Consider the following 6,770-nt stretch of genomic DNA (forward strand, 5'->3'; position numbering starts at 1 on the left):
ATTTCCAAACATCCTTGACTTAGATCAAGTAGCACCCGGTCGCCGGAGCGGTAGCGTCATCGCATCATAGCGAGTGACCCATGTCCGACAGCCAATCCCCTCCCGGCCTCCTGCCGGGCTTCATCTCATCCCTGATCTCCCCGCTTCCCAGGGCCCCCATGGAAGAAATTCTCTCCCGCCTGATCCGAAGCCTGATTGCCAGGCGGCCAGACCTGATGGCCCGCCTCGGGGATACGGCGGAGGTTCCGATCGCCGTTGTCCCCGACGACCTGCCCCACGCCTTCCGCCTCTCCCTCGACCGCTACAATCCCAGGGTCCGCATCGTGGACAAGGAGCAGGCCAGGGATGCCTCGGCGATCATCAGGGCGCCTTTTCTCGTGCTGCTGGGGCTTCTGGACGGCACGTTCGACGGTGACGCGGTCTTTTTCAGCCGCAGCCTGCGGATCGAAGGGCGGATGGATCACGTGCTGGCCTTGCGCAACACGCTGGAGGAGGCCGACTTGACACCGGCCGAATTCGCTGGCCTCACCGGTACGGCGGCCGATCTTGCCAACCGGTTCGCCGGCCGGGCGCTCGACATGGCGCGCTATATGGCCGGCGCTCGCGAACTGGATCCGCAGGATCCGGGAAGCGCGCGCTGATGACCGACGCTCCTTGCCTTGAGCTGGTCTGCCCGGCCGGCACCCCATCCTCGCTGCGCACCGCGGTCGATGCCGGCGCCCATGCGGTCTATTGCGGCTTCAACGACGAGACGAACGCCCGCAATTTTCCGGGGCTCAACTTCTCACCCGACGAACTGCACCACGGCATCGCCTATGCGCACAAGGCGGGCGCGAAGGTTCTGGTCGCCATCAACACCTTCGCCACGGCCGGTGCAACCGACACCTGGCGGACCGCTGTCGACCGGGCGGTCGCAAGCGGCGCGGACGCGATCATCGCGGCGGATATCGCCGTTCTCGACCATTGCGCGACACGGCACCCGGAGCAGCGCCTGCATCTCTCCGTGCAGGCCGCCGCCAACACGCCGGAGGCGATCGAATTCTATGCGGAGACCTTCGGCGTCAAACGCGTCGTCCTGCCGCGCGTCCTCTCGGTGCCTGAAATCGCCGCGCTCAACGCGGAGATCTCCGTCGAGACGGAGGTCTTCGTCTTCGGCGGGCTCTGCGTGATGACGGAAGGCCGCTGCGCGCTGTCCTCCTATGCCACCGGCAAGTCCCCCAACCTGACCGGCGTGTGTTCGCCGCCCGACCACGTGTCCTATTCGGAAGACCCGTCCGGCAAACTGCTGACGCGGCTCGGCGGCTTCACCATCGACAGCTTCGCACAGGGCGAAGCGGCCGGATACCCGACGCTGTGCAAGGGCCAGTTCACGGCTCGCGGCAAGACCAGCCACCTCTTTGAGGACCCGGTCAGCCTGAACGCCGCCGACCTGCTGCCCGATCTGGCGCGAGCCGGCGTCACCGCCCTGAAGATCGAGGGACGCCAGCGGGGAAAGGCCTATATCGGCCAGGTGGTGCGGGCCTTCCGCTCCGCCGTGGACGCGCTTGCCTCCGGCACCGGTACCCTTCCCGACATGGCCGCCCTTAAAAACCTGTCGGAAGGCGGGCGCCAGACGACGGGCTCCTACCGGAAAACCTGGAGATAGACCGGCATGAGCGCCTCTCCCATCGAACTCGCCCTCGGGCCCTGTCTCTTCAACTGGCCGGCGGAGCGCATGGCCGATTTCTATGCAAGGATCGCGGACGAGGCCCCGGTCGAACGGGTCTATGTCGGCGAAGTCGTCTGCGGCAAGCGCATGCCCTTTACCGACCCTATCTGGCCGGACGCGATCGAACGGCTGAGAGATGCGGGCAAGACGGTGGTCTATTCGGCTCTCGCCCAGCCTTCCAGCAGGCGGGAGCGCAACGCGCTGACCCTGCAGGCGGCCTACGACCTGCCGATTGAAATCAATGACATGTCCATGCTTCCCGCGCGCTCGGGAAGATCATTTACCGCCGGTCCGCTCCTCAACTGTTACAATGAGGCCTGTCTCACGTTTCTCGCGGCGCGCGGCGCGACCGACTGGTGCCCGCCGGTGGAACTGCCGCTGTCCTCGATCCGCAAGATCGCAGCACTTGTTCCCGAAGTCGGGATCGAACTCTTCGCCTTCGGCCGGCTGCCGCTGGCGCTCTCCTCCAGGTGTTACCACGCCCGCTCCCACGGCCTGACCAAGGATTCCTGCCAATTCGTCTGCGACAGGGATCCGGACGGAATGGCGGTCACCACGGTGGACGGGCAGCGCTTCCTGGCGGCCAACGGGATCCAGACCCTGTCCGACAGCTGCCAGGTGGCCGCTCTTGCCCCGGATCACCTGGAAATCCTCGGCATATCGCGCCTGCGCCTGTCGCCCCATTCGACCGACATGGTGCGGGTCGCCAGCCTTTTTCGCCAGTGCCTGGACCGGGAGATCGCCCCGGACGAACTGGAGGCCCGGCTGGAGGAAACCGGCTTGCCGGGGCCCATCTGCAATGCCTATCTGAACGGAGACGCAGGGTGGAAGAAAGAGATACTGAGCCTTTGAGGTCTTTGACGGCCAACTGTACGGGCGAGCGTCCCGACGAGTGGCTCAACCGGGTCCAGCGCGCCCTGTCCGCCCTGGACCTGCCCTGCGCGTGTCAGGACAAGGTCGACCGCACCATCCTGGCCCTGGAGGAATGGGAAACGAAGAAGGTCCGCCATCGTCTGATCTCGGATATCCTAGCGGACTTCTCCCGCCTGAAGACGGGACTCACCTACCTGGGCGAGCTGCAGCAGCTCGGCCGGCAGCCGGTCCCGGCGGAGGTTCTGAAAGACCACGCGGAAAGCCTGAAATTCCTCGCCGACACGGCCGACCGCTGCGCCAGGCATCTCGATGCGCTGGCACGGGTCGACGGCAAAGGCTCCTGCCCTTAAGCCCTGCTCTGCGCCTAATTCCGGCTAGCTGCCAGATCGGCGCCCTTGCGCAGGTTGCGGAGCTTTTTCCAGGTGACGTCCGGATCGATCTTGCCATAGCCGGCGAAGGTGCCGAAGCCGCAGTCGGTGCTGGCGATCACCCGGTCGGTCCCGACGATATCCACGAAGCGCTGCAGACGCTGGGCGATCAGCTCCGGGTGTTCCACGTAGTTGGAACAGGTGTCGATGACGCCCGGCGCCAGGATCTTGTCGTCCGGAATGTCCGCGTCGCGCCAGACCGTCCATTCGTGCTCGTGGCAGGGATTGGCGCTTTCGAACAGGATGGTGCTCGGGCGCGCGCTCAGGACGACATCGATCACCTTTTCCAGCGCAATATCGTGATCGTGCGGGCCCTCGTAGTTGCCCCAGCACAGATGCATGCGCATCCGCTCCTTCGGCAGGCCTTCCGTCGCCGCGTTCAGGGCTTCCACATTGGCGGCGGCGATCTTCACGAACTCTTCCTCGGAAGCGTCCTGGTAGCCGGTGTGCGCGGACATGGCGAGATCCGGACAGTCGAATTGGATATCGAACCCGGCATCGAGAATGGCCTCGTATTCCGGCCGCATCGCCGCGACAAGGGCTTCGAGATAGGCCTCGTGGCTCGGGTAATAGCGGTTGACCTGGAACGCCGTGATCAGCCCCGGGGACGCCGCGTTCATGAAGGCCCGGGTGCCCTCGCCTTTTTCCTCAAGGGCTGTCTTGAAACGGCGGATATCCTCTAGCGCCGGCTGCAGGTCGACGAGCTTGACCTCGCCGATGCAGGACGCGCGGGTGAATTCCTGCTTGCCCATGATGGCGCTGAGTTTCCTGGCGAGGTCCGGATGGGCGGCGAGGTCCTTCGCGGGCTTGCGGTCGATATGTCCGCCGAAGCCGCTCAGGCGCTCCTGCATGTAGGTCGAATAGCCGACCTTGCCCAGTTCGCCGTCGGAGACGATGCTTACCCCGGCCTCGCGCTGCTGCCGGACGGCCTCGTTGATCGCCGCCTGAACCGCCGCCTCGAATTCCGCCTCGTCGAAGTCCTCTCCCTTGTCCTTCGCCAGTAGCAGGGCCGACAGTTTATCGCCGCGCGGCAGGCTGCCAACATGGGTCGTCTCGATTGCCATTTGGTGGTCTTCCTTAGGTGTTCATTCTTGGTCAGGTCGTCAGGAATCCATGCCGTTCGGATACATAGCGATGATCACTACCAATCCGAAACCGCGCGGAATTCGGCCCGAAGGTCGGCGATCTGAGGGCGAATTGCAACCGACATGTATGCATTTTCGCGTTCAGAGTAAGCCTCCGCCGGATCAACACGAGGCTCTTTCTCTGCAAAGGGACACATTTGGTCAAGGTCTCATTAATGCACGGATGAGGGAAATTTGTTTCGACGTTCCGATCGATCGGGAGGCAGTGCAGAAGCGCTGCTGCTGCCAGTAGTGAGAGGGAGAAGTTGGTTTAGGTGAGGCTGATCGCGACGGATTGCTGAAAAGTCGGTTCAGGGGCAGGTCGCAGACCGGCGGACCTTAGAACGAACGGCGCGATAAGCAGCCTAAATATGCCGACCCGACTTTGGGGGCATGATCTCAAACGGAATAAATTGGCGGTTGAGAGGCCGGTCGCACGAGGATCGGATCGCTCGTACAAATAACTAGCTTGCGGGAACCTCGAGTCATAGCAACGTAGAGATCCCGGGCACCCAGCTGATCGGTATCGATAACTACCGCCACGTCCGCTTCCAATCCTTTGAGAAGCAACGTGCTTCCGACAGCTCGGCGTGGTAAGGCACGACCCTTGACCCTCGATTGCTCGCGGGTACGCACTGCCATTTCATGAAAATCATTCGCGTCTATGCACCCATTGAATGCTTGGATCGCAGAACGCACTAAGGCGGGGCGCAACGGAAATACGCCTGCCTGACGGTTTATTTCGACCAACAGAGTAACAGCTGTAGTTGGGCTTGGTGTTCTTGCAAAAGCAAGTGCAGCTATTTCGGCGTCGTTTGGTGGCGATCGTTCGCGGCCTGACAGGAGCACGCGCAGCCGCTGCTTCATTTGCGCAGCGCCGACACCGGTCATCGTACTGCCAGCAAAATCAATCAGATCGTCCGCAGCTGTAGGCGCAAGCATATCGAATGACGCTGCAAACCGAATAAAATCGGTCAAATCAGCATTTTCAACCACAACGGCACCTCGCGCCCTGGCGGCAATTTCGCGATGGCGCGGAGGCCTTCTGGCATCGCAGACGATAAGGACACTTCCTCCTTCAACCGGAGATCGAGTGTTGGCGGCCTGGGTCTGCCTTGGTACGTCGTCTTCGCCAGCGATTTCAATCAATTCCACCTCTGCCGGAGCTTGGCGCAGGTCGATAGGTTGACCACTCTGCAGCGCAGCCCTTACGCTCAACAGCCATCTACCTAACGCCTCTGCCCCAACGTTTCGCCACCGCCACGGCGTATCGAGTTCGCCTGCAGGAGGAAATCTCGACTGAACATCGGCATGCCAATCGACCAAAATATTAGTCCCCCATCCAAATATCGCCTGCATCGGGTCACCCAGAACACAGGTTGGCAGAACTTCTGCGATCTTTGAAATCATCGCGTGTTGTTCGACAATGCAGTCCTGATATTCGTCTACAAACAAACGTGCATACGTCGATTGCAACACGTCGTTGAGATGGTTGCCTGCGAGGATATTGATGGTTCCTTGCCGGATCGCAGGATAGTCATTTCTCGGATCGCTGAGATCGAGTGTGGCTTCTGCATGACCGCTACGCATCGGGAAAGTTCCGATCAGCCGCATAGCCCAGCCATCAATTGTTGTAATCCGAAACGCGCGCTCGGAAACACCCATTTGCGTCAGACGGGCGCGTAAGGCGGCTACACCAGCATTGGTATGCGTTAGGATCAGAATTGGTTTCGGATCGTCATGTCGTTGGAGCGCAGACGCAATGAGATGAGTCTTTCCGTAAGCGTCCGGTGAGCACCGCGGCGATTGCGGTTTGATCAGTTGTCGGATTTCGAGCGGGTATTTTTGGTCAATCGCACTTTTGCGGCATTGCGGCGGTTTGCGATGCGCAAAAGCGCATATTTGATCGGAAGTTCGTCGATAGTGTCCGGGTCGTATTCGTCGGCCCATTCAGTTGCGTCGGCGTGATTGGGATGGCTCCGATCGGCTAGCGCGTTGAGCATGTCGTAGAAGCCAGGAATTCCGCCGCAATCCTCCGGCGGCGCGTTTCTGTTGCCGCCGACATAGCGGGGATAGGAGGCCTCCGCGTTGCCGATCCTGACGTCGGTCACCGTGAGCCGATGCTCCCAGCTGTCACCGAAGTCGTAGAGGTAATCGATCATCGTCTTGCGAGGCTTCAGGATGTCGCGCAGACGCACCTTGGCCGCCTCCTTGCGTGGCTCCGTCCCCCAATCTTCGTCCGTCGGCAGGCCGTATCTTTGCTTGTCGACGGTGAACTCCCAGAGATGGTGGTCGAACCAGCCCATCACGGCCTGGATGACGTCGTGCAGCACTTTCAGGGTGATCGAGGTCGGCACTTCGACCACGCGCCAGATCAGGGGATCGGTGTCCTGCAATTCGATGCGGACCGTTGCGATCTCGTTTATGCTGTCGGATGCTGCGGTTTTCGGCGATTTGCTCATGCCGCCGATCTCGCAGATTTCGCCTTCCAGTTCCAAGGCAGCAGTCCCTCGACCTGGGATACGGGCGTTTCGGCGATGCGTGCCAGGACATCGGCAAGCCAGGCTTGCGGGTCGACGTCATTGAGCTTCGCCGTGTTGAGCAGTGTCACCATAAAGGCGGCGCGGTCGGCACCGC

Annotated in this window: 8 protein-coding genes; 4 read left to right on the forward strand and 4 right to left on the reverse strand. The window is 61.7% G+C overall.

All coding sequences use genetic code 11. The annotated features are described in order from the left end of the window. The first annotated feature begins 80 nt into the window (after window positions 1-80). Genes ubiT through HK439_RS26000 form a run of 4 tightly spaced genes read left to right on the forward strand, consistent with a single transcriptional unit; the run spans window position 81 to window position 2,931 of the window. Window positions 81-641, forward strand: a complete 561-nt coding sequence (ubiT, locus tag HK439_RS25985; RefSeq protein ID WP_190294403.1) for a ubiquinone anaerobic biosynthesis accessory factor UbiT — start codon at window positions 81-83, stop codon at window positions 639-641. Then, window positions 641-1,645, forward strand: coding sequence for a ubiquinone anaerobic biosynthesis protein UbiU (gene ubiU / locus HK439_RS25990; protein WP_190294404.1), 1,005 nt, complete (start codon window positions 641-643; stop codon window positions 1,643-1,645). Before ubiT ends, ubiU begins: the two co-directional genes overlap by 1 nt. 6 nt (window positions 1,646-1,651) lie before the next feature. Further along, window positions 1,652-2,560 (forward strand): ubiquinone anaerobic biosynthesis protein UbiV, encoded by a 909-nt coding sequence (gene ubiV / locus HK439_RS25995; RefSeq protein ID WP_190294405.1) that lies wholly within the window; start codon window positions 1,652-1,654, stop codon window positions 2,558-2,560. Then, window positions 2,557-2,931, forward strand: a complete 375-nt coding sequence (locus HK439_RS26000; RefSeq protein ID WP_190294406.1) for a hypothetical protein — start codon at window positions 2,557-2,559, stop codon at window positions 2,929-2,931. The genes ubiV and HK439_RS26000 overlap by 4 nt, the downstream gene beginning before the upstream one ends. A 14-nt stretch (window positions 2,932-2,945) precedes the next feature. On the opposite strand, the gene HK439_RS26005 is transcribed toward HK439_RS26000, so the two are convergent. The 4 genes from HK439_RS26005 to HK439_RS26020 all read right to left on the reverse strand — a co-directional run. After that, the gene (locus HK439_RS26005) at window positions 2,946-4,073 is read right to left on the reverse strand and encodes a cobalamin-independent methionine synthase II family protein (protein ID WP_190294407.1); all 1,128 of its coding nucleotides are present in this window, start codon (window positions 4,071-4,073) and stop codon (window positions 2,946-2,948) included. Window positions 4,074-4,532: 459 nt separating this feature from the next. After that, window positions 4,533-5,723, reverse strand: coding sequence for a UvrD-helicase domain-containing protein (locus tag HK439_RS26010; RefSeq protein ID WP_190294410.1), 1,191 nt, complete (start codon window positions 5,721-5,723; stop codon window positions 4,533-4,535). Window positions 5,724-5,950: 227 nt separating this feature from the next. Continuing rightward, window positions 5,951-6,631 carry a plasmid pRiA4b ORF-3 family protein gene (locus HK439_RS26015; protein ID WP_209012084.1) on the reverse strand — a complete coding sequence of 227 codons (681 nt, stop codon included), beginning with the start codon at window positions 6,629-6,631 and terminating at the stop codon, window positions 5,951-5,953. Then, a partial coding sequence (locus HK439_RS26020) for a transposase domain-containing protein (protein ID WP_190294408.1) occupies window positions 6,592-6,770 on the reverse strand: 179 nt, incomplete at its 5' end. The genes HK439_RS26020 and HK439_RS26015, both read right to left, overlap by 40 nt.

The sequence above is a fragment of the Roseibium aggregatum genome (assembly GCF_014692675.1).
GTDB lineage: Bacteria > Pseudomonadota > Alphaproteobacteria > Rhizobiales > Stappiaceae > Roseibium > Roseibium aggregatum_C.